Here is a 20,861-nt window from a genome sequence, read left to right as displayed (position 1 = left end):
TACCGGAGATCATGAGAGGAGACACACGTTCGACAGAAGCCGTTGGTACTACCAAACGGCCGGGACGTGCCTGATGATTGAAGCGCACCCAAGGGTGCGCTTTTTTTTTCGCCTGAATCATTGGTGGCGTATTTCTGTCACGGGACGGTTGTGCACGTAGGGTGGAGTCCTGACTCCACGCGGTACGGCGTGTGCGGGTTGAAAACGCATTTCGATTACGGAAACGCTGCCAAACGCGTGGAGTCAGGACTCCACCCTACGCCGCCAGCTCCTCCAGCGTCCGCGCATCCACCGGCCGGCTGAACAGGTAGCCCTGCCAGTGATCGCACCCGATCCCCGCCAGGAAAGTCCGCTGCGCCTCGGTCTCGACCCCTTCGGCGATGATGCTCAATCCCAGCGACTTGCCCAGCGCGACCACGCTGCGCGCGATCGAAGCGTCGTTCGGGTCGTCCAGCACGTCGCGCACGAAGCTCTGGTCGATCTTCAATTGGTCCAGCGGCAGGCGCTTCAGGTAGCTCAGCGACGAGTAGCCGGTGCCGAAATCGTCGAGCGAGAAGCAGATGCCGTGTTCGCGCAGGGCGCGCATCTTGCCGATGGTTTCCTCGACGCCTTCGATCATCAGGGTCTCGGTCAGTTCCAGCTTCAGGCGCGTCGGGTCGATGCCGCTTTCGCGCACGATGGCCAGCGTCTCCTCGACGAAGTCGGCCTGCAGGAACTGGCGCACGCTGACGTTCACGGCCAGCGTGAAGTGAGCGGTGGCCGGAGTGGCGGCCCACAGCGCCAGCTGCTGGCAGGCGGTGCGCAGCACCCAGCGGCCGAGCGGCACGATCAGGCCCGAGGTTTCGGCGATGCCGATGAAGCCGCCCGGTCCGATCAGGCCGCGCGTCGGATGCTGCCAGCGCACCAGCGCCTCGGCCCCGGTCAGGATGCCGTCGCCGTCGACCTGGCCCTGGTAATGCAGCACGAATTGCGCGTGCTGCAGGGCCGCGCGCAGCTCGGTCTCGATCTCGGTGCGGTAGGTGACCTCGGTTTCCATCGACGGGTGGAAGAAGCGCAGCGTGTTGCGGCCCTGGCGCTTGGCTTCGTACATCGCCAGGTCGCCGCGCCGCATCAGGTCGTCGAGACCTTCCTTCTCGGCGAGGCACAGCGTGACGCCGATGCTGCAGCTGGCATGGTGCTCGATGCCGCCGATGTCGAAGGGCTCGCGCAGGGCGTCCAGGATCTTCTGTCCGACCTTCTCGGCATGCTGCTGCGCGTCTTGCTCGTCGACGCCGCTCGATTCGAGCAGAATCACGAATTCGTCGCCGCCCAGGCGCGCCACGGTATCGGTCTCGCGGGTGCAAGCCAGCAGGCGCGCCGCCACCTGCTGCAGCAGCTGGTCGCCGACGGCGTGGCCGCGGCTGTCGTTGAGGTCCTTGAAATTGTCCATGTCGAGGAAAAGCAGGGCGCCGGTGCGGCCGGTGCGCCCGTGCAGGCCCAGGCAGTGCTGGACGCGGTCGTACAGCAGGCGCCGGTTCGGCAGCCGGGTGAGCGAATCGTAATAGGCCAGCTGGACGATCTTTTCGTCGGCCTGCTTGCGTTCGCTGATGTCGGACTGGGTGCACACGAAATTGGTGAGTACGCCGTCGGCGTCGCGCACGGCGCTGACCGTGAGCCAGGCCGGATAGCGTTCGCCGTTGTCGCGCCGCATCCAGACTTCGCCCTGCCAGGGCTGGGTCTCGCGCACGCTCTGCCACATGCGTTCGCGCGCGTCGTCGCCGTCGAGTTCGAGCGAGAACAGCGGGAAGGCGGTGCCGGGCAGGTCGGCGGCGCTGCGGCCGTAAAGCGCGGCCCAGGCCTGGTTCGCCTCGATCATCACCGCGTCGGGACTGAGCACGCACATGCCTTCGCCCGACTGGAACACGGTGGCGGCGATGCGCAGCGATTCCTCGGCCTGCTTGCGCGGCGTGATGTCGGTGGTGATGCCGCACAGCGCGTTCACTTTCTCGCCGTCGACGAGCGGGATTTTCGTCGTCAGGTACAGCTTGTCGTTCAGGCGTTCTTCCGACACGAAACGCTGGTGTTCCTCGATGACGGCGAGGTCGCCGGCGCGCGTCATCCGCGCCTCCTCGGGACCGAACAGGTCGGCATCCGTCTTGCCGAGAATGGTGCGGGCGGGCCGGTTCAGCAGGCGGCACATGGCGCCGTTCACGTACTGGTAGCGCGACTGCGCATCCTTGATGTAGATGAGGCTATCGACGCTGTCGAGGATGGTCGCCAGCCTGCGTTCGCTGTCGCGCAGTTCGCGCGTGCGCACCGCGACTTCGGTGCGCAGCCAGCTGGCCACGGCGAGTGCCGACAGCAGCAGGCCGACGGTCGCGGCCAGCACCCACAGCACGGTCTGCGGCACCGCGGCCGCCGGTCCGCCCGCCTGCCAGCGCCGCAGCAGGGAGAAATACACCGAGTTCGGATCGGCACGCCAGGCGCTCAGGTGGCGGTCGATGGCGTCCAGCACTGCCGGCTGGCGGCCCGGCATGGCGGCATAGAACAGGCGCGCCGGATTGAACACGACCGGGGTGGCGACCAGCTGCTGCGCGTTGGCCTGGACCTCGCCGTAATAATGGTTGGCAGCCACCGCATCGGCCTTGTCCTCCTTGACCATCGCAAAGGCGCTCTCGAGCGAGACGGCCGGCACCAGCACCGCGCCATAGCCGGACAGCACGCCCGGCAGCACCTGGGCCTGCACCGAACCGCCCAGCACGGCGATGCGGCGGCCTTTCAGGTCGAGCAGGGAGCGGATCGTGTGGCCGGGACGCGCATAGATCTGCGACCAGCTGTGCAGCACCGGCACGTGGTGGAAGGCATAGCGGTGGGAGCGCTCCTCGGACCAGGCCATGTCGGGCAGCAGGTCGATGCGGCCCGCTTCCAGCGCTTCCACGCAGGCCTGCCATTCGCAGGCGACGAATTCCAGCGCCCAGTGTTCGGCGCTGGCCACTTCGCGCAGCAGGTCGACCAGGATGCCCGAGGCGCCGCCATCCTCGTTCATGAATACTTTCGGCGGATTCGGATAGACGCCCACCCGCAGCGGCGCCTGCGCCACGGCCGCCGCCTGGCTAAGGCAGCCGAGGAGGAGAAGCAGGGCCAGGAAGCGGTGTACGCACGGCATGAAATGTCTCCGAAGATGTCGTCAGCATAATCTTTTTCGGATGAGCCAGCCGCCACGCAGGAACTCTTTCTCCGACGAAAAAGAGGTGGTGGACGGGCCGCGCGAGGAGTAAACTGTCACGATGACTACACAACAAGGCAGCGAGCTGTTTTCCGCCATCGTGGCGGCCCCGTTTGGCGCGATGGGCATCCGCACCGAAGACGGGCGGGTGCGCGAGCTCGTCTATCTCCAGCCGCGTTTCCACGAGAAGGATGCGCAGGATGCCGTGGCCGAGCAGGCCGCGCGGCAAATCGAACGCTACCTGGCGGATCCCGACTTCCGTTTCGAGCTGCCCCTGTTCGAGACCGGCAGCGCCTTCCAGAAACGCGTGTGGGAAGCGATCAGCGTCATTCCGCGCGGTTCGGTGCTGACCTACGGCAGGATCGCCAAGGACATCGGCTCGGCGCCGCGCGCGGTCGGCCAGGCCTGCGGCGCCAACTGGTTCCCGCTCGTCATTCCCTGCCACCGCGTCACCGCCGCCGGCGGCCTCGGCGGCTTCTCGAACAACGACGACGAAAACGGTTTTCATTTGTCGGTCAAGCGCTGGCTTTTGCGCCACGAAGGCGCTACCGCATCGCCATGGCAGCAGCAGGCGATCTGGGACTGATCGACGAGTTCTGCGACACGCTCTGGCTCGAGCAGGGCCTGGCGAAGAACTCGCTCGACGCCTACCGGCGCGACATGCGCATGTTCCTGGACTGGCTCACCGTCAAACGGCCGGGCCGCGGCCTGCTCGGCGCCGGTCCGCAGGATCTCGCCAGCTACTTCGCCGAACGGCATCCCGATACGAAACCGAGCACGGCGAACCGGCGTTTGTCCGTGCTGAAGCGCTTCTATGCGCTGGCGCTGCGCAAGAACCAGGTGAGCGAAGACCCCTGCCTGAAAATGGCCACGGCGCGCCAGCCGGTGCGTTTCGTGCACACGCTTTCCGAAGCCCAGGTCGAGGCTTTGCTGGCCGCGCCCGACGTCGCCACGCCGCTGGGCCTGCGCGAGCGCACGATGCTCGAACTGATGTATGCGAGCGGCTTGCGGGTGTCGGAACTGGTGGCGCTGAAAGTGGTCGAAGTGAGCCTGAACGATGGCGTGCTGCGCATCACGGGCAAGGGCGCGAAGACGCGGCTCGTCCCTTTTGGAGGCGAAGCGCGCGGCTGGCTCGAGCGCTATCTGAAAGACGCGCGCGGTATCATCCTCAACGGGCAGGTCGACGACGCCCTGTTCGTCACCAGCCGCGGCGGGCCGATGACGCGCCAGATGTTCTGGGTCGTGATCAAGAAGCATGCTGTGAAAGCCGGCATCCGCGCGCCGCTGTCGCCGCACACCTTGCGCCACGCGTTTGCGACGCACTTGCTCAACCACGGCGCCGACTTGCGTGTCGTGCAACTGCTGCTGGGGCACTCGGACATTTCCACCACACAGATCTACACCCATGTTGCGCGCGAGCGTCTGAAACACTTGCACGCGCAGCACCACCCACGGGGTTAATTCAAAACCCGAAGCCTTATCTGGCGCATAATAGTCCCGCACTACCACATCCTTTCAGCGCACAAGAGGTGATCATGGCCAAAACCAACTTCCAATACGAGAAGCGGCAACGGGAACTGGAAAAGAAGCGCAAGGCGGAAGAAAAAGCCAAGCGGAAAGCAGAAGCGAAGAACCATCCGGCGGGGGCGGGGGATGAGATGATGGCGGCGGGATCGGAAGGGATCGATGTCGAGGCCGAGCAGAATGCGGATGCGCAGGAGACGCAGACGCCTTGATGTGGATTTTGTAGGGTGGGCACTCCGTAGTGAAGCCGTTATCGAGGCCATTGGCCTCGATAACCCCACGCGGTCCAACCGGTGAATATTCGCGCGGTTTAAAACGTCGCTCGTGATGATTTTGGACAAAGATAACACGCCGCAATGTTGACTTCGTTTGAAGCTAACACTGCGGCGTGTTCACGCGTGGGCACAGAGTGCCCACCCTACGTTACTGCGGCGCGTTCACGCGCGGGCATGCCCGCCCTGCGCGGATTCCTTCGCGATGACTGGCGCGATTTCCACAATCTCCTCGTGCCCCTTGGCAAACCACTTGCGTGCCCGCTTGCCGATATTGTCGAGATAGCTGTAAGCCACCGGCACCACCACCAGGGTCAGCAAGGTCGAGGTAATCACCCCGCCGATCACTGCGCGGCCCATCGGGGCCTGGGTCTCGCCGCCGTCGCCGGCGCCGATCGCCATCGGCAGCATGCCGAAGATCATGGCCAGCGTCGTCATCAGGATCGGACGCAGGCGCACCTGTCCCGCTTCCAGGATCGCCGCGAACTGCGCCTTGCCTTCGCGCTGGCCGTGGTTGGCAAAGTCGACCAGCAGGATCGCGTTTTTGGTGACTAAACCCATCAGCATCACGACGCCGATCACCGAGAACACGTTCAGCGTAGAACCCGTCGCCAGCAGGGCCAGCAGCACGCCGATGAGCGACATCGGCAGCGACATCATGATCGCGATCGGCTGCAGGAAGCTGCCGAACTGCGAGGCCAGCACCAGGTAGATGAAGATGATCGCGATGATGATCGCCGAACCGAAGTTGGCCATGGTTTCCGCCATCTGCTGGGCGTCGCCGCCGACGTCGAAGCGCACGCCTTCCGGCAGTTCGATCGAGTCCATCGCCTTCTTGATGTCGGCATTCACGTCGCCCGACGGACGGCCTTCGATGCCGGCATAGATCGCCACGCGGCGTTCCAGCGCCTGGCGTTTTAAAACCTGCGGGCTGAACGAGGGCACGAAGTCGACCACCTGGCGCAGCGGCACCATGATCGGGTTGCCCGCCGCATCCACCCGCGAGGAAGCCAGCGACAGGTCGGCCAGGTCGGCGACCTTCTGGCGCCCACTCCTCGGCAGTTGCACGTTGACTTCGTAGTTCTGGCCATCCGGCGCCAGCCAGTGGCTGATCTGGTCGCCGCCGACGAAAGGACGCAGCGCCGCGCCGACCTGCGCCACCGACAGGCCCAGGTCGCTCGCCAGCTCGTTGTTGATCTTGATGACGGTCGCCGGATTGGCGCCTTCCTGGCTGTACTCGATGTCGGCCACGCCTTTAATCGCCCGCATCTTGTCCATCAGCTTGTGTGCGGCGGCGTCCAGCTTGGCTTCGTCGCGGCCGAGAATCGCGATGAAGATCGGCTTGTTACCGACCGACATGGTGATGCCGGCGATCGAGGACAGGCGTTCGCGAATCACCGACTCCATCTCTTCCTGCGAACGGCGATGGGTCTTCTTCACGTCGGTCAGCTTCAAGACCACCTGGGCGCTGTTATGGCCCTCGTAGACGCCAATGGCGCTGCTGATCGCCTCAATTTCCGGATAGGCGCGCAGCGCATCCTCCACCTGTTTGACCTTGCCGTCGGTGTAGGCCAGGCTGGAGCCGACCGGCGTCTTGAAGCGCATCTCGATGAAGCCGTTGTCGGTCTTTGGCGCGAACTCGCCGCCGATCATCGGGATCAGGAACAGGCTGCCGACAAAGATACCCAGTGCCAGGGCCAGCGTCGATTTCCTCCAGCGCAGGGCCAGCGCCAGCACGCGGCCGTACAGCACGTGCACGTGTTCGATGCCGACCTCGATCTTCGCCATCACGCGGCCCAGCCAGGGCACATATTTAAAACGGTCCTTGACCGGATCCGGCCACACCGAGGACAGCATCGGATCGAGCGTGAAGGAGACGAACAGCGACACCAGCACGGCCACCGCGACGGTGACGCCGAACTGCAGGAAGAAGCGGCCGATGATGCCGTCCATGAAGGCAATCGGCACGAACACGGCGACGATCGCGAAGGTGGTCGCCATCACCGCCAGGCCGATCTCGTTGGTGCCTTCCTCGGCCGCGCGCAGGTGGCTCTTGCCCATGCCGAGGTGACGCACGATGTTCTCGCGCACGACGATCGCATCGTCGATCAGCAGGCCGATACACAGCGACAGCGCCATCAAGGTCAGGAAGTTCAGGGTAAAACCGAAGTAGCGCATCGCGATGAAGGAGGCCAGCACCGAGATCGGCAGCGTCAGGCCCGTGATGACCGTGCTGCGCCAGGAGTGCAGGAACAGGAACACGATCACCATCGTCAGGAGCGCGCCTTCGATGATGGTGCGCTTGACGTTGTCGAGCTGGTGCTGGACGGTGGTGGACTGGTCGTCCATCACGCGGAATTGCACGTCGGCCGGCATGGTCTTGCGCAGCTGTTCGACCATCTTCATGATGCCGGTGCCGACCTGCACGGTGTTCGCGTCCTGCACCTTGGTGATGTCGAGCGAGATGGCGCGCACGCCGTTGACGCGCGAAATCGACGTTTCTTCGCGCTCGCCGTCGACCACCTCGGCCACCTGCGACAGGTAGACCGGGCCGCTGGCGCGGCGCGCCACGATGATGTTGTTGAACTCGCGCGCTTCGCGCATCTTGCCCTCGACCCGCACCAGGCGCTCGGCGGCGCCGTACTGCAGGTTGCCGGCCGGGAGATTGGTGTTGGTGGCCTGGATCGCGCGCAGCACTTCGTCGATGCCGATGTTCTGGCTGCGCAGCTGCTCGGGTTTGACGTGCACCAGGATCTGGCGCGTCGCCAGGCCGCCGGTACGCACCTCGCCGACGCCGGCCACGCTTTGCAGGCGCTTCACGATCACCTGTTCCGCCAGCGTCGACAGCGCGCGCATGTCGCGTTCGTTCGACGTGACGGACAGGCGCACCACCGGCTGCGCGTTCTCGCCGTCGGCGCGGATCATGAAGGGTTCCTTGACCTCTTTCGGGAAGCTCGGGCGCACGCGCGCCACCTTGTCGCGCAGGTCCTGCATCGCCTTGTCCATGTTGGTGGCGATGTGGAATTCGATCGAGACGCCGCTGCGGCCTTCCCAGGAATTACTGCGGATGTTCTTGATGCCGCTGACGGTATTGATGACTTCTTCCATCGGCCGCGTGACGTCGTTCTCGACCTGTTCCGGCGAGGCGCCAGGATACTGGGTCTCGACCCAGGCGAACGGGATCTCGACGTTCGGCATGCTTTCCACGCCCAGCGAGCGATAGGAGAACAGGCCGAGCACCATCAGGCCGACCATGACCATGGTGGCGAAGACCGGGTGGCGAATGCTGACTTTGGTGATCCACATGGCGTCAGTCCTTCTTCGCCAGAGTGACCGGGGCTTGCGCGGCCGGCTTGTTGACCTTCACCGCGCTGCCCGGCTTGACGCCGTCGAGCGGCACCGCCAGCAGCACGGCGCCGGCCTGCACGCCGTCCGTGACTTCGACCAGGCCTTCGTCCTCGCTCTTCATGCCCAGCTGGACCGGCTGCGCCACCACCTTGCCGCTGTCGACGCGGTAGACGACGTCGCGTGCGCCGTCCTTGCGCAGGGCCGCGAGCGGCACGATCGGACGCGCATCCGACTTCTCGGTGGTGATCGAGCCCTTCGCGAACATGCCGGCGCGCAGGCTGCTGTCGTCGTTGGCCACGCTGATATACACCAGCATCGAACGCGAGCCGGCTTCGGTGGCCGGATTGATGCGCGCCACCTTGCCTTGAAAGTCGCGGCCGTTGAAACCGTCGACCTTGAAACGCACGTCCTGGCCCACCTGCACGCGCGGGATGTCGGACGCCGGCACCTGGGCGTCGAGCGTCAGGTGCTGCAGGTCGACGATGGCCATCACCGGGCTGTCGGGCGAGAGCTTTTCGCCGGCCTGCACGTGGCGCTTGCTGACCACGCCGGTGAGCGGCGCGCGGATGACCGTGTCGTTGAGGGCGATGCGCGCCAGGTCGAGCTGGGCGCGCGCCGCATCGACCGCCGCCTGCGCCAGCTCGACGCTGTTGCGGGTGGTGTCGAACGAGTTCTGCGAGATGTAGTTCTGCTTGAGCAGGGCCTGGCTGTTGGCTTCGTTCTTGGCCGCCATCGCCAGGCGCGCATTGGCTTCCTTCAGCAGCGCCGCCTGCTGGGCGACCCGGGCGCGCGCGTCCGCATCGTCCAGGCGCGCGATCACCTGGCCGGCCGCCACTTTCATGCCCTCGCGCACGCCGGTCTCGAGCACTACGCCCGAGACCTTCGATTTCACGGTCGCCTGTGCCAGCGGCGCGAGCGAACCCGACAGCGGCAGGCGCAGCGCCAGTTCGCGCGACTCGACCGTGACGACGTCGTTCTGTGCCAGTTCGAAGACGGCTGGTTTGTCGGCCTTTTTCGCTGCGGCGGCCTGTGCCGGGGGCGGCGCCTTGCCCTGCAGCGCATACCAGCCGCCGCCTGCAAGTGCAATCACCGCCAGTGCGATGACTGGTTTACGCCAGCGGCGCCGGCGGGTGGTGGGAACGGATGCGGGAGGAGTGGAGGATAGCGGCAGGGTCTCGATTTTCATGGCGGCCGTTGTTCGAATTGTTGAGAGCACGAAGGAATAGGGGGCGCGCGTCCTCCACCTGGTCTGAGGCGGAGCTCCGTGCGCATGGTGAGGACTATAAAAATTGACAAGTTCCAGCGCCATCGGAATGCGACAAGCAGGGGTTTTTGGACGCTGAAGTGCAGAAAAGGAGGACAGAAGGGAGGCGCCGCCGCGCCCGTGCATGCAGGCGAGATGAATTTGCGTGTGCGCAAACGGGTTCGCGCCGGTGGGGACAAGAATGAGTCGCTTGGGGGGAGCCCTTTCGCTTCCATTTCATTCGAGAAAAGGACATTTTTCGTGAGCAGCGAATTGCCCGAACCGCCGCTGTCCGCCCTGCCCGGCGGGCCGGCGCGTGAAGTGCTCGACTGGCTGTACCGCTTCGTCGCGGCGATCGAGCTCAGCCCGTCGGTGGCGGTGCACAGCCAGGACCGCAAGGGCGTCGTGCGCTTCTGGAACCAGGCCTGTACCGCGCTCACCGGCATTCCCGCACTTGAGGCGATCGGCCAGCCATTCGTGAATCTGGTCAGGCACCTCGACCAGCAGCAGGAGTTCGACGACACCATTGCTGCGGTCTGGCGTACCGGCGAGGCGGTCAAGGCGCGCGAATGGCATGTCGAGCTGAGCGACGGGCGCCGCCTGTGGCTGCAATCGAGCCATTTTCCCGTGCCGGGCGACGGCGAGACCAGCCAGGTGTTCTGTATGGAAATCGACGTCACCGCGCGCAAGGAACTCGAAGAGTCCCTGCGCCAGGCCGGCCAGGTATTCGACCACGCGCGCGACGCCATCCTGCTGGTCGACCGCGGGCACCGGGTGCTGGCGGCGAACCGTGCCTATACCGAGCTGACCGGCTACCCGGCCGACGAGGTGATCGGCGTCGAGCTGCCCAGCCTGCGGCTGGGCATGCAGGAGCGCGCCTTCTACGACCGCCTGCGCGACCACCTCGACGGCCACGAGGGCTGGGAAGGCGAACTGTGGGGCATGCGGCGCGACGGCACCACGATCCCGATCCGCGCCGCCCTCTCGCCGATCATCGACGGCGACGGGACGGTGACCAGCTATATGGTGATGCTGAGCGACGTCAGCGAACGCCGCCGCGCCGTCGAGCAGGCGCGCCACCAGGCCGAGCACGATCCGCTAACGGGACTGCCGAACCGCATCCTGTTCATGGACCGGCTGGAGCAGGCGATGGCGGCCATCACGCGCCGCCGGCGCCAGTTCGCCCTGATGTTCATCGACCTCGACCATTTCAAGACGATCAACGACAGCCGCGGCCATGAGGTCGGCGACGCCGTGCTGCAGGAAGTGGCGCAGCGGCTGCGGCGCTGCGTGCGGCGGGTCGATACGGTCAGCCGGCTCGGCGGCGACGAGTTCGTCGTGCTGCTGGCCGACCTCGGCGGCGTCGACCAGGCGGCGCACGTGGCCGCGACCATCCTGCAATCGGTGGCGCGTCCGATCGACACGGCGAGCGGCTCCGTCAGCCTGTCGGTGTCGATCGGCATCGCGGTCTGCCCGGGCGATGGCGAAGACGAAAAGACCTTGCTGCGCCATGCCGACGTGGCCATGTACCACGCCAAGGAAAGCGGGCGCAGCACATACCATTTCTTCAGCCAGGAAATGAATTCGCGCGTGCTCGAACGGGTTGCGATGGAAGAGCGCCTGCGCCGGGCGCTCGAGAATAACGAGTTCGAGCTCGAATACCAGCCCGAAATCGACATCGGCAGCGGCCAGACGGTCGGCTTCGAGGCGCTGCTGCGCTGGCGCGACCCCGAACGGGGACTCCTCAAGCCCGACGCCTTCATCGGCGCCGCCGAGGAATCCGGGCTGATCGTGCCGATCGGGCTCTGGGTGCTGCGCGAAGCCTGCCAGCAGGGACGGCGCTGGCGCGATGCGGGGTTTCCGGTGATGGTGGCCGTGAACCTGTCGCATGCCCAGTTCAGCCACGCCGACCTGCCCGGCCACGTCGACGAGGCCTTGACGGCATCCGGCCTGGCGCCCGAATTCCTCGACCTCGAGATCACCGAAAAAACCATCATGCACGGCGACGACGCCACGCTCGCCACGCTCGAGGCCCTGCGCGCACGCGGCGTCAAACTGACCATCGACGATTTCGGCACCGGCTTCTCCAGCCTGTCGAGCCTGCGCCGCTTTCCACTGTCGAAACTCAAGATCGACCGCAGCTTCGTCGACGACATCGCAGGCGAACCGGATGGGGCGGGCATGATCCCGGCCATCATCGCGCTGGCGCGCAGCCTCAAATTGCGGGTGATTGCGGAAGGGGTGGAGACGGCCGAGCAGCTGCGTTACCTGCAGCAGCATGGCTGCGACGAATACCAGGGGTTTTATGCGGGGAAGGGAACGTAGGGTGGGCATGCCCACGCGTAAACGCCGCGTCATGTTGGCTTCGTTTGAGGAAAGACCTCGCCAACACAATGCCAGCTTCACGCGTGGGCATGCCCAATGAGGCCGTAGTCGAGGCCATTGGCCTCGACTACCCCTACAACCCCGCCTCCATGAGCCCGTGGCCCTCGTCGTAGAGACGGATGCGCGCCAGCACCTGGCCATGATCGGACGCTTGCGGCAGTGCCAGGTCGAGGTGGTCGTTCAGGTACAGCACGTCGACCACTTCGCCGACCGCGTTCGGCAGCGCGCCATTGAACTCTTCCGAGACCAGGATGTGGTCGATGGTCGAGTAGTGGCCTTCGTGCACGCTCGAAAAGCCGAGGTGGCGCGCATGGTCGACGCGGCGCTGCACCTGGCTGGCGTCGTACAGGCGGTCGCCCAGCGGCGTTCCGGCACCCAGCACGATGCTGGTGGTGACCGAGTCGGCCACGTCGTTGAAGTCGCCCAGCAGCACGCGCGGGCGGCGGTTGGCGCGGCCCATTTCGGTCATCAAGACGCGCAGCGCCGCCGCTTCGGTGCCGCGCCGGATCAGCGAGCGCAGGCAGGCGAGGGCGTACAGGGCCGGGTCTTCGCCGGTGTCGCCGGTGCGGTAGTCGGGACGGCGCGACTTCAGGTGCACCACCACCACGTCGACCAGCACGTCGGGCGAGACGGTGATGACCGCATGCAGCGGCGCGCGCGTAAAACGGGCGGCGTCGCGGCTGCCGACCGGCATCTCGATGCCGTGTGGGAACTCGACCATTTGCCGGGCCGGCGCCGCCAGCGGCAGGCGCGACACCAGGGCCACGCTCGGGGTCAGGCGGATCGCGGCCGGGTCCGGATCGAAGCCGAGGTGGAAAGCCTCGCGGTAGCGCTTTGTCCGGGCCAGTACTTCCTTCAGCGTCGCTTGCGAGAAGATTTCCTGGAAGCCGATCACGTCGGCATCGAGCAGGTCGAGCTGGTGCGCCGTCCAGTTCAGCTTGGCCTCGTATTCCTCGAGCGTGGTGGGCAGCAAGTTGTCGTACAGCTTCACGCCGGGCGGGGCCAGGTTGCAGACGTTGAAGGTGGCAAAGCGTATTTCTTGCTGCATAATAGAAACCCTTTATTCCAGTGTTTAGCGTATCACGCATGGCCAAGAAAGAGCACGTGTCAGAGACACCCGCCACCGGCTTCCTGCGCAAGCATGCGGTGGTTTTCAGCGAGCATCCCTACGCCTACGAGGAACATGGCGGCACCGCGGTCTCCGCGCGCGCCCTCGGCGTGCCCGAGCACGACGTCGTCAAGACCCTGGTGATGCAGGACGAGGCGGCGCGTCCGCTGATCGTGCTCATGCATGGCGACTGCAAGGTCTCGACTAAAAACCTGGCGCGCGCGATCGGCTGCAAGTCGGTCGAACCCTGCAAGCCCGAGGTGGCCCAGCGCCATTCGGGCTACCTGGTCGGCGGCACCTCGCCCTTCGGCACGCGCAAGGCGATGCCGGTGTATGTCGAGGAATCGATCCTGGGACTGGAGAAGATCTATATCAACGGCGGGCGGCGCGGCTACCTGGTCGGCATCGCCCCCGGCGTGCTGGTCGGGGTGCTGGGCGCCAAGCCGGTCCAGTGCGCGCTGGCCGACTGACTACCGCTGAGCTCGGGGCTGGTGTATATTCACACGCCCGCCAGAGGGTCATATTAGTGAGACAACAATGAACACCCTGATCGCCACCGTCGCCGCCTACCTGATCGGCTCCATTTCCTTCGCCGTCGTGATGAGCCGCCTGTTCGGCCTGTCCGATCCGCGCACCTATGGCTCGAAAAACCCGGGCGCGACCAATGTGCTGCGCAGCGGCAGCAAGAAAGCTGCGATCGCGACCCTGATCGGCGACGGCGCCAAGGGCTGGCTGGCAGTCTTCCTGGCGGTGAAATTCGGTCCGCAATATGGCCTCGACGACGCCGGCATCGCGCTGGTATCGATCGCCGTGTTCCTGGGCCACCTGTGGCCGGTGTTCTTCCGTTTCGTCGGCGGCAAGGGCGTCGCCACGGCGCTGGGCGTGCTGCTCGGCCTGAACGTCTGGCTGGGCCTCGCGACCCTGGTCACCTGGCTGGTGGTGGCCTATGCCTTCCGCTACTCCTCGCTGGCCGCCCTGATCGCGTCCGTGTTCGCGCCGTTCTACTACGGCTTGCTGTTCGGCGTGGACGAGATCCTGTTCGCCGTCGTCGCCATGAGCGCGCTGCTGCTGTGGCGCCACAGCAGCAACATCGCCAACCTCATCGCCGGCAAGGAATCGCGCATCGGCAGCAAGGCCGCCGGCGCCAAAAAGAAATAATCACGCCGCGCTTCCTGTTGATTCCCTCATAAGCATCCCCACATACCTGTTCACGCCGGCGCACAGTGCGCCGGCATCCAGACAGGAAGGCGGTGTAGCGTGAGCAAGCAATTGAGGATTGATTTCGTGTCGGACGTATCGTGCCCCTGGTGCGCGATCGGCCTCAAGTCACTGGAACAGGCACTGGAGCGCGTCGCGCCGGACGTCACCGCCGAACTGCATTTCCAGCCCTTCGAACTCAATCCCGACATGGGCCCCGAAGGCCAGGACATCGTCGAGCACATCACCGAAAAATACGGCGCCCCGCTCGAACAGCAGATCCAGTCGCGCGAACAGATCCGCCAGCGCGGCGAAGCGGTCGGCTTCACCTTCGACATGGCGCGCCGCGGCCGCATCTACAACACCTTCGACGCCCACCGCCTGCTGCACTGGGCCGAAGAGCAGGGCCGCCAGCATGCGCTGAAACTGGCCCTGTTCGAAGCCTACTTCACCCACTGCGAAGACCCGAGCTCGCGCGAACTGCTGGTACGCGTGGCCGGCCAGGTCGGCCTCGACACGGCCGAAGCGGCGCGCATCCTGGAAAGCGGAGAATATGCCGACGAAGTGCGCGAGACGGAGCTGTTCTTCCAGCGCGCCGGCATCCGCTCGGTCCCGGCGATCGTCATCAACCAGCGCCATTTGATTTCGGGCGGCCAGCCGCCGGAAGTGTTCGAGCGCGCGTTGCGTGAGATTGCAGCGCAGTCAGACGTACCGCAGGTGTGATTTTGTAGGGTGGGCGCCCCGTGCCCACCATGGATGCGCAAACGAGACGCGTGCGTTTGGTGGGCACAGGGCGCCCGATGAAACCGTGGGCGAGGCCATTGGCCTCGCCCACCCCTACGCCCCCGGAATCAGCTCCAGCACCACCGGCTGGTGATCCGACGCCGCCGTCTCCGACTGCACCTCGACCGCGGCCACGCGCCGTACCAGGTCTTCCGTCACGAAGAAATAATCGTAGCAATCCGGCTTGTCCGGCCATGGATAGCCATGCAGCCCGGTCGTCGGCGCGCGCGCCGTCTCCGGATGACGCGCCGCCCAGGCATCGACCAACGTGGGTGCGCCGTCGATGCCGGGTGCGAGCAGCGCCTGGTAGTCGGTGTCGCCCGGCGCCATGTTGAAGTCGCCGCAGTAGATGGCGGCGGCGGGACGCTCGCCGAGTTGGTAGGGCGCATCCATCTCCGGATGCACGGCGAAGCTGCGCGCGCGAGCGGCGGCTTCCGCATGCAGTTCGCGCAGGCGCCGTACCTGCGCCATCCTTTGCAGCGGCGAGTGGTATTCGAGGTGGGTGGTCACCAGGCGCAGCTTGGAGCCCGGCGTGTCGAGCACGACCTCGATCGCGCCGCGCGGCATGCCCGGTTTGCGTTCGGGGTCGGCGGGCCAGGGCAGCAGGTGGCGCTGGACTTGGGTGATGCGGTACTTCGAGAGGATCAGGTTGCCGAACAGGCGGGGGACATTGTTGCGGTAGATTTCGCTGGGCGCATGCTCGATCGCATGGAAGCCGCCGAAGGCGCCGGCCAGCTGCTTGAACTGGTTGGCGGTGGCGCTGCCCTCGAGTTCGGGGTGGTTGGCGGCGACTTCCTGGAGGCAGACGATGTCGGGATTGAGCTTGCGCAGCACATCGATGATCGCGTGGATACGGATGCGCCCGTCTTTCCCGCAACCCCAGTGTATGTTCCAGCTTACAACGCGCATGTAGAACCTCCCAGAACTGAACCGCCAGAGTTTGCCACCGTTCGGGGCAGGGCGCTCACACGGTAGGATCGTTGTCAGCGTTGCAAGTTCACTCGCGAGAGCCTGCGATCAGGCGGCTTCGAGCTCGTCCAGAGGCCAGCGCGGACGCACATTGAAAGCGTAATCGCGCGTCGCCAGTTCGGGATTCCTCTCCAGGCGCAGGGCGCCGGCAAAGGCGATCATCGCGCCGTTATCGGTGCAGAATTCGAGCTCCGGATAGAACACGCGGAACTTGCGCTTGGCTGCGGCCGCGTTCAGCGAAGCGCGCAACTGCGCGTTCGCGCCGACGCCGCCGGCGATCACCAGGCGTTTCAGGCCCGTGTGGCGCAGCGCGTTCACGCATTTCGCGGTCAGCACGTCGACGATCGCATCGACGAAGCCGCGCGCGATGTTCGCCTTGTCCTGCTCGCAGATGTTGGCCACGACCTTCTGTTCGTGGTTCTTCACCACCGTCAGCACGGCCGTTTTGAGGCCCGAGAAGCTGAAATTGAAATCCTTCGAGTGCAGCATCGGGCGCGGCAGCGTGTAGGCAGTCGGATCGCCGAATTCGGCCAGGCGCGAAATCGCGGGACCGCCCGGATAGCCGAGACCGAGCAGCTTGGCCGACTTGTCGAAGGCTTCGCCGGCGGCGTCGTCCAGGGTTTCGCCCAGCAGCGTGTAGCGGCCGACGCCGTCGACCCGCATCAGCTGGGTGTGGCCGCCCGAGACCAGGAGGGCGATGAAGGGGAAGTCGGGACGCTCGCTGGCCAGCAGCGGAGACAGCAGGTGACCCTCGAGGTGGTGCACGCCGAGCACGGGTTTATCCAGCGCCAGCGCCAGGCTGCAGGCGACCGAGGAGCCGACCAGCAGGGCGCCGGCCAGGCCCGGGCCCTGGGTATAGGCGACGGCGTCGATGTCGGACTTGGCGATACCGGCTTTATCCAGCGTCTGTTCGAGCAGGGGCAGGGCGCGCCGGATATGGTCGCGCGAAGCCAGTTCCGGCACCACGCCGCCGTACTCCTCGTGCATGGCGACCTGCGAATGCAGGGCATGGGACAGCAGCCCGCGCTCGGTATCGTACAGAGCCAGGCCGGTTTCATCGCAGGAGGATTCGACGCCGAGAACAATCATGGGAACAGAAGGAAGGGGAAAGCGGAAGGTGCAATTGTAAAGCAGACGGCCGGGCATTGCCCGGCCGCGCGTGATCACAGCCGGAGCATCAAGGACGCGCCAGCAGCTCCTTGTGCGCATTGCGCAGCATCGTCACCGTATCGTCCCAGCCGATGCAGCCGTCGGTCACCGAGCAGCCGTACTTCAGCTGGCTCAGGTCCGAAGGAATCGGCTGGTTGCCGGCCACGATGTTCGATTCGATCATCACGCCGACCAATGACTGGTTGCCGTGCTTGATCTGCTGGATTACGTCCGACATCACCAGCGGCTGCAGTTCCGGCTTCTTGTAGCTGTTCGCGTGCGAGCAGTCGACCACCAGGTTGGCCGGCAGGCCGGCCTTCTTGAGGGCCTGTTCGGCGATGGTGACCGAGACCGAATCGTAGTTCGGACGGTCGCCGCCGCCGCGCAGCACGACGTGGCCGTAAGCGTTGCCGCGGGTACGCACGATCGAGACCGCGCCCTTGTCGTTGATACCGAGGAAGGCATGCGGATTGGCCGAGGACAGCACGGCATTGATCGCGATGCTCACATCGCCGTCGGTGCCGTTCTTGAAGCCGACCGGCGTCGACAGGCCCGAGGACATCTCGCGGTGGGTCTGCGACTCGGTGGTGCGCGCGCCGATCGCGGTCCAGGCAATCAAATCGCCCAGGTACTGCGGCGAGATCGGGTCCAGCGCTTCGGTGGCGGTCGGCAGGCCGAGTTCGCACACGTCGATCAGGAACTGCCGGGCGCGTTCCATGCCGACGTCGACCTGGAAGGAGTCGTCCATGAATGGGTCGTTGATGTAGCCTTTCCAGCCGGTGGTCGTGCGCGGCTTCTCGAAATACACGCGCATCACCAGCAGCATCGTGTCCTTCACTTCTTCCTGCAGGGCCTTGAGGCGGCGCGCATAGTCCAGGCCCGCTTCCGGATCGTGGATCGAGCAGGGGCCGACCACGACGAACAGGCGCTCGTCCTTGCGGTCGAGGATGTCGCGCAGCGCGGCGCGGCCGTTCATGACGGTGGTGAAGGCGCGCTCGGACAGCGGCAGTTTGGCGTGCAGCTCGGTCGGGGTCGGCATGCGCCCGAACGAGGTAACGTTGGTGTTTTCGATATCTGGTGTGATCAGCATGATGCGGTCCGTTGGACAAGGTCGGATCAACGAGTGTAGCGCCAAAAATGCTTGTTTGCAGCAGATGGCGCAAAAGCGGGTCATGCGCACGAGGGTGTAAGCTAGCGTCATGGACACCAAACTACAGCCAACCCCGTTCCCCGCCGCCCACTTCATCAAGGAGATCGGCCGCGGCGTCAAAGGCGCACGCAGCATGTCGCGCGTCGATGCCGCCGCTCTCTACGGCGCCATGCTCGAAGGCCGCGTCTCCGACCTCGAACTGGGCGCCATCCTGCTCGCCATGCGCATCAAGGGCGAGTCGGTGGACGAGCTGGCCGGCTTCATGGACGCGGCCGAAACGGCGTTCGCGCCGCTGCCCGCGCCGCCGGGCGACTATGCGCCCGTGCTGATCCCGAGCTACAACGGCGCCCGTAAACTGGCCAACCTGACGCCCTTACTGGCGCTGCTGCTGGCGCGCGAGGGCGTGCCGACCCTGGTGCACGGCGTGCGCAGCGACCCGGGGCGCGTCGCCACGGCCGAGATCCTCGGTGAGCTGGGGCTGGCCGAAGCGGCCACCAGCGCGGCCGTGCACGATGCTTTCGCCGCCGGGCGTCCGGCCTTCATGCCGATCGAGACGCTGGCGCCGAGCCTTGCGCACATGCTGTCGCTGCGGCGCATTCTCGGCGTGCGCAATTCCACTCACACGATCGTCAAGATCCTGCAGCCCTTCGAGGGCGCGGCGCTGCGCCTGGTCTCGTACACCCATCCCGAATACCTGCAGGCCCTGAGCGAGTACTTCCTGACGGCCGCACCGCATGCGCGCGGCGACGCTTTCCTGATGCGCGGCACCGAAGGCGAAACGGTCGCCAATCCGCACCGCGCCCAGCAGATCGACTGGTTCCACGAGGGGCAGCGCGAGCTGCTGGTGGAGCGCGATCCGCCGGCCGACACCCTGTCCGAGGTGCCGGAAGCGCGCGACGCGGCTGCCACAGCAAGCTGGATCCGCGCGGCGCTGGCGGGCGAAGCGCCGGTTCCCGAGTCGATCGCGAACCAGGTGGCGCGGGTGACGGCGGCGGCGCGCGCGCTGCGGCAGCGCTACCCGGTCGCGGCTGCCTCACAGTAAAACCACACTGCGCCCATCGGCCGTGCGGCGAACGCCCCCAGCGTTTACAATGGCGGGTTTGGATTTCGGCGGCAGCAGCTCATGGCAAAACAATTCGATGTAGCGATTATCGGCGCGGGCGCGGCCGGAATGATGTGCGCGGCAATCGCCGGCGCGCGGGGCAAGCGCGTCGTCCTCATCGACCACGCCGAAAAGCTGGCCGAGAAGATCCGCATCTCCGGCGGCGGACGCTGCAATTTCACCAACATCAATGCCGGACCGGCCAATTTCCTGTCCGAGAATCCGCATTTTTGCAAAAGCGCGCTGTCGCGCTATACGGCCCAGGACTTCCTGGCGCTGGTGAAAAAGCACCGCATCGGCTACCACGAGAAGCACCGCGGCCAGCTGTTCTGCAACGATTCCGCCGAACAGATCATCGCCATGCTGAAGGCCGAATGCAGCGCCGCCGAGGTCAACTGGCGCATGCCGTGCAAGGTGCACGAGGTAACGAAGGAAGAGGGCGGCTACGTCGTCGCCACCGACCACGGCGATATTCTTGCGGAAAGTGTCGTGATCGCCACCGGCGGCCTGTCGATCCCGAAGATCGGCGCCACCGACCTCGGTTACCGCATCGCCACCCAGTTCGGCCTGCCGCTGGTCGAGCCGCGTCCGGGCCTGGTGCCGCTGACCTTCGACGGTCCGAGCTGGGCCGCATTCGCGCCGCTGGCCGGCATTGCGCTGGAAGTCGAAGTCTCGACCGGTTCGGGCAAGGGCAAGAATGCAAAGCGCGGCCTGTTCCGCGAAGACCTGTTGTTCACCCACCGCGGCCTGTCCGGCCCGGCGATCCTGCAGATTTCCAGCTACTGGGAGCCGGGCACGCCGATCGTGGTGAACCTGCTGCCGGAAATGGATGTCGCCGAAGAGCTGATCGGTTCGAAAACGACGGTGAAGAAACAGCTCGGCAACGTGCTGTCGCAATGGCTGCCGGCGCGCCTGGCCGAAGGTCTGCTGCTGGCCAACGGCTTCGCGCCCGATGCGCGTCTGGCCGACCTGCCCGACGCCAGGCTGCGCAAACTCGGCGACGCCATCAACCGCTGGGCCATCGTCCCGACCGGTTCCGAGGGCTACCGCAAGGCCGAGGTGACCCTGGGCGGCGTCGATACCCGCGCGCTGTCGCAGCAGACCATGATGGCCAAGGACGTGCCGGGCCTGTACTTCATCGGCGAGACGGTCGACGTCACCGGCTGGCTCGGCGGTTACAACTTCCAGTGGGCATGGGCTTCCGGTTACGTCGCCGGCCAGAGCGTTTAATTTGTTAGCGTTACCCGTAGGGGTGGGCCAGGCCAATGGCCTGGACTACGGGTTCACCGGGCTCTCCGAGCCCACGCGGAGCAAACCGGCCATTAACGGACCAGCTGCAGCTTCACCAACGCGAAAGAACCCTGTATCAAATTCATCACACCGACGTAATCTCTTCCACTGTCCGCCAAAACCTGCTAGACTTTCG

16 protein-coding genes are annotated in these 20,861 nt (G+C 65.6%); 9 read left to right on the top strand and 7 right to left on the bottom strand.

From position 1 onward, the window contains the following. Positions 1–256: 256 nt before the first annotated feature. Positions 257–3,145: an EAL domain-containing protein gene (locus ACFPQ5_RS18145; protein WP_379758877.1), complete on the bottom strand. Its 2,889-nt coding sequence runs from the start codon at positions 3,143–3,145 to the stop codon at positions 257–259. A 121-nt stretch (positions 3,146–3,266) separates the two neighbouring features. Between ACFPQ5_RS18145 and ACFPQ5_RS18140 the strand changes: the two genes are divergently transcribed. The 3 genes from ACFPQ5_RS18140 to ACFPQ5_RS18130 all read left to right on the top strand — a co-directional run bounded on the left by ACFPQ5_RS18140 (position 3,267) and on the right by ACFPQ5_RS18130 (position 4,941). Further along, positions 3,267–3,791, top strand: a complete 525-nt coding sequence (locus ACFPQ5_RS18140; protein WP_379758874.1) for a methylated-DNA--[protein]-cysteine S-methyltransferase — start codon at positions 3,267–3,269, stop codon at positions 3,789–3,791. Continuing rightward, positions 3,764–4,666 (top strand): site-specific tyrosine recombinase XerD, encoded by a 903-nt coding sequence (xerD, locus tag ACFPQ5_RS18135; RefSeq protein WP_379758871.1) that lies wholly within the window; start codon positions 3,764–3,766, stop codon positions 4,664–4,666. Before ACFPQ5_RS18140 ends, xerD begins: the two co-directional genes overlap by 28 nt. A gap of 74 nt (positions 4,667–4,740) precedes the next feature. Beyond that, positions 4,741–4,941: a hypothetical protein gene (locus ACFPQ5_RS18130; RefSeq protein ID WP_379758868.1), complete on the top strand. Its 201-nt coding sequence runs from the start codon at positions 4,741–4,743 to the stop codon at positions 4,939–4,941. Positions 4,942–5,166: 225 nt separating this feature from the next. Here the strand turns inward: ACFPQ5_RS18130 and ACFPQ5_RS18125 are convergent, their stop codons facing one another. Both ACFPQ5_RS18125 and ACFPQ5_RS18120 read right to left on the bottom strand, forming a co-directional pair. Further along, positions 5,167–8,307: an efflux RND transporter permease subunit gene (locus ACFPQ5_RS18125; protein ID WP_379758865.1), complete on the bottom strand. Its 3,141-nt coding sequence runs from the start codon at positions 8,305–8,307 to the stop codon at positions 5,167–5,169. A 4-nt stretch (positions 8,308–8,311) separates the two neighbouring features. After that, entirely contained in the window at positions 8,312–9,535 is a 1,224-nt protein-coding gene (locus tag ACFPQ5_RS18120) for an efflux RND transporter periplasmic adaptor subunit (RefSeq protein ID WP_379758862.1), read from the bottom strand. Positions 9,536–9,853: 318 nt separating this feature from the next. On the opposite strand from ACFPQ5_RS18120, the gene ACFPQ5_RS18115 reads away from it, so the two are divergent. After that, positions 9,854–11,917 (top strand): putative bifunctional diguanylate cyclase/phosphodiesterase, encoded by a 2,064-nt coding sequence (locus ACFPQ5_RS18115; protein ID WP_379758859.1) that lies wholly within the window; start codon positions 9,854–9,856, stop codon positions 11,915–11,917. Positions 11,918–12,050: 133 nt separating this feature from the next. Here ACFPQ5_RS18115 and ACFPQ5_RS18110 read toward each other — a convergent pair whose 3' ends face one another. Beyond that, entirely contained in the window at positions 12,051–13,025 is a 975-nt protein-coding gene (locus tag ACFPQ5_RS18110; RefSeq protein ID WP_379758856.1) for an endonuclease/exonuclease/phosphatase family protein, read from the bottom strand. Between the two features lie 38 nt (positions 13,026–13,063). Here ACFPQ5_RS18110 and ACFPQ5_RS18105 point away from each other — a divergent pair, with 38 nt between their 5' ends. The 3 genes from ACFPQ5_RS18105 (at position 13,064) to ACFPQ5_RS18095 (ending at position 15,005) form a co-directional block, all read left to right on the top strand. After that, a complete protein-coding gene (locus ACFPQ5_RS18105) occupies positions 13,064–13,555 on the top strand; it encodes an aminoacyl-tRNA deacylase (RefSeq protein ID WP_379758853.1) in 492 nt (163 codons plus the stop codon). Positions 13,556–13,622: 67 nt separating this feature from the next. Then, the gene (gene plsY, locus ACFPQ5_RS18100) at positions 13,623–14,243 is read left to right on the top strand and encodes a glycerol-3-phosphate 1-O-acyltransferase PlsY (protein ID WP_379758850.1); all 621 of its coding nucleotides are present in this window, start codon (positions 13,623–13,625) and stop codon (positions 14,241–14,243) included. Between the two features lie 99 nt (positions 14,244–14,342). Then, the gene (locus tag ACFPQ5_RS18095; protein ID WP_379758847.1) at positions 14,343–15,005 is read left to right on the top strand and encodes a DsbA family oxidoreductase; all 663 of its coding nucleotides are present in this window, start codon (positions 14,343–14,345) and stop codon (positions 15,003–15,005) included. A gap of 114 nt (positions 15,006–15,119) precedes the next feature. Here the strand turns inward: ACFPQ5_RS18095 and ACFPQ5_RS18090 are convergent, their stop codons facing one another. From ACFPQ5_RS18090 to ACFPQ5_RS18080, 3 genes are all read right to left on the bottom strand, one after another. Beyond that, complete coding sequence (locus tag ACFPQ5_RS18090; protein ID WP_379758844.1) at positions 15,120–15,974, bottom strand: endonuclease/exonuclease/phosphatase family protein; 855 nt, start codon at positions 15,972–15,974, stop codon at positions 15,120–15,122. 108 nt (positions 15,975–16,082) lie between these two features. Further along, complete coding sequence (tsaD, locus tag ACFPQ5_RS18085; protein ID WP_379758841.1) at positions 16,083–17,123, bottom strand: tRNA (adenosine(37)-N6)-threonylcarbamoyltransferase complex transferase subunit TsaD; 1,041 nt, start codon at positions 17,121–17,123, stop codon at positions 16,083–16,085. Between the two features lie 88 nt (positions 17,124–17,211). Beyond that, entirely contained in the window at positions 17,212–18,270 is a 1,059-nt protein-coding gene (locus tag ACFPQ5_RS18080) for a 3-deoxy-7-phosphoheptulonate synthase (RefSeq protein WP_465263136.1), read from the bottom strand. Between the two features lie 112 nt (positions 18,271–18,382). On the opposite strand from ACFPQ5_RS18080, the gene ybiB reads away from it, so the two are divergent. Both ybiB and ACFPQ5_RS18070 read left to right on the top strand, forming a co-directional pair. After that, complete coding sequence (gene ybiB, locus ACFPQ5_RS18075) at positions 18,383–19,375, top strand: DNA-binding protein YbiB (RefSeq protein WP_379758835.1); 993 nt, start codon at positions 18,383–18,385, stop codon at positions 19,373–19,375. Between the two features lie 81 nt (positions 19,376–19,456). Then, complete coding sequence (locus ACFPQ5_RS18070; RefSeq protein ID WP_379758832.1) at positions 19,457–20,665, top strand: BaiN/RdsA family NAD(P)/FAD-dependent oxidoreductase; 1,209 nt, start codon at positions 19,457–19,459, stop codon at positions 20,663–20,665. The last annotated feature ends 196 nt before the right edge of the window (positions 20,666–20,861 follow it).

The sequence above is a fragment of the Massilia suwonensis genome, assembly GCF_042655665.1.
Taxonomy (GTDB): domain Bacteria; phylum Pseudomonadota; class Gammaproteobacteria; order Burkholderiales; family Burkholderiaceae_D; genus Telluria; species Telluria suwonensis.
The sequence above is the reverse complement of the archived record's forward strand: the minus strand, read 5'-3'. Positions and strand labels throughout refer to the sequence as shown.

What these genes read in the sequence shown, in the direction of transcription:
- ACFPQ5_RS18145 (WP_379758877.1), bottom strand. Translation starts at nt 3,145, where the DNA reads ATGCCGTGCGTACACCGCTTCCTGGCCCTGCTTCTCCTCCTCGGCTGC.
- ACFPQ5_RS18140 (WP_379758874.1), top strand. Translation starts at nt 3,267, where the DNA reads ATGACTACACAACAAGGCAGCGAGCTGTTTTCCGCCATCGTGGCGGCC.
- xerD (WP_379758871.1), top strand. Translation starts at nt 3,764, where the DNA reads ATGGCAGCAGCAGGCGATCTGGGACTGATCGACGAGTTCTGCGACACG.
- ACFPQ5_RS18130 (WP_379758868.1), top strand. Translation starts at nt 4,741, where the DNA reads ATGGCCAAAACCAACTTCCAATACGAGAAGCGGCAACGGGAACTGGAA.
- ACFPQ5_RS18125 (WP_379758865.1), bottom strand. Translation starts at nt 8,307, where the DNA reads ATGTGGATCACCAAAGTCAGCATTCGCCACCCGGTCTTCGCCACCATG.
- ACFPQ5_RS18120 (WP_379758862.1), bottom strand. Translation starts at nt 9,535, where the DNA reads ATGAAAATCGAGACCCTGCCGCTATCCTCCACTCCTCCCGCATCCGTT.
- ACFPQ5_RS18110 (WP_379758856.1), bottom strand. Translation starts at nt 13,025, where the DNA reads ATGCAGCAAGAAATACGCTTTGCCACCTTCAACGTCTGCAACCTGGCC.
- ACFPQ5_RS18105 (WP_379758853.1), top strand. Translation starts at nt 13,064, where the DNA reads ATGGCCAAGAAAGAGCACGTGTCAGAGACACCCGCCACCGGCTTCCTG.
- plsY (WP_379758850.1), top strand. Translation starts at nt 13,623, where the DNA reads ATGAACACCCTGATCGCCACCGTCGCCGCCTACCTGATCGGCTCCATT.
- ACFPQ5_RS18090 (WP_379758844.1), bottom strand. Translation starts at nt 15,974, where the DNA reads ATGCGCGTTGTAAGCTGGAACATACACTGGGGTTGCGGGAAAGACGGG.
- tsaD (WP_379758841.1), bottom strand. Translation starts at nt 17,123, where the DNA reads ATGATTGTTCTCGGCGTCGAATCCTCCTGCGATGAAACCGGCCTGGCT.
- ybiB (WP_379758835.1), top strand. Translation starts at nt 18,383, where the DNA reads ATGGACACCAAACTACAGCCAACCCCGTTCCCCGCCGCCCACTTCATC.
- ACFPQ5_RS18070 (WP_379758832.1), top strand. Translation starts at nt 19,457, where the DNA reads ATGGCAAAACAATTCGATGTAGCGATTATCGGCGCGGGCGCGGCCGGA.